At 60.4% G+C, this 782-nt stretch carries 1 protein-coding gene; it reads left to right on the top strand.

All coding sequences use genetic code 11. The features are described from left to right. Positions 1-782 (top strand): IS30 family transposase (locus L1073_RS17100; RefSeq protein WP_246901433.1); only part of this gene is annotated, 782 nt, incomplete at both ends.

Genomic DNA, 782 nt, shown 5'->3' with positions numbered 1-782 from the left:
TAATGTCTCTCCCGAGGGCTACGATCCCCGCCAGGCTCAGGCCCTCAGTGATCGGCGGCGACGCACTGCCTGGAAAGTGACAAAGCGACTCCCCAGCCTCTTGCGCTGGGTGACTGATCAACTGACTAACGAATGGAGCCCTCAGCAAATCAGTGGCTTCATGGCCAACGCCAATGGCGCTTACGTGAGCCATCAGTGGGTCTATTCGTTGATCTGGGATGACAAGGCTCGGGGTGGCGACCTGTGGCGACGTCTACGGCAGCCCAAGCGGCGGAGCAAGTACCGTACACAGGCCAAGAGCGCCGGACTCGGCAAGATTCCGAACCGAATCGGTATCGAGCACCGCGCCGCCGAGGTGGACGATCGACGCACGATTGGCCACTGGGAAGGCGATACGGTGCTCAAGGGACACAAGCAGTCCGGATTGGTCACGCTGGTTGAGCGCCGCAGCGGCTACCTGTTGGCCGCTCGGCTCCCCAACATCACCGCCGAACTGACACAGAAGGCCATGATTCGGCTACTGAAGCCCCGACGTGGCGCTGTTCAGACCGTGACGCTGGACAATGGCTCGGAGTTTGCCAATCACGAGACAGTGGCCAAGGCAGTGACAGCGGCGGTCTACTTTTGCGATCCCTATTGCTCTGGCCAACGCGGGACCAATGAAAATACGAATGGCCTGATCCGGCAGTACTATCCCAAGGGGACCGACTTCCGACAGGTGACGGATGCCGAGCTGAGAAGGACCGTCAATAAGCTGAATGATCGCCCCCGAAAGCGGCTCG

This window comes from Chromohalobacter nigrandesensis, assembly GCF_023061285.1.
Classification (GTDB): Bacteria; Pseudomonadota; Gammaproteobacteria; order Pseudomonadales; family Halomonadaceae; genus Chromohalobacter; species Chromohalobacter nigrandesensis.
The sequence above is the reverse complement of the archived record's forward strand: the minus strand, read 5'-3'. Positions and strand labels throughout refer to the sequence as shown.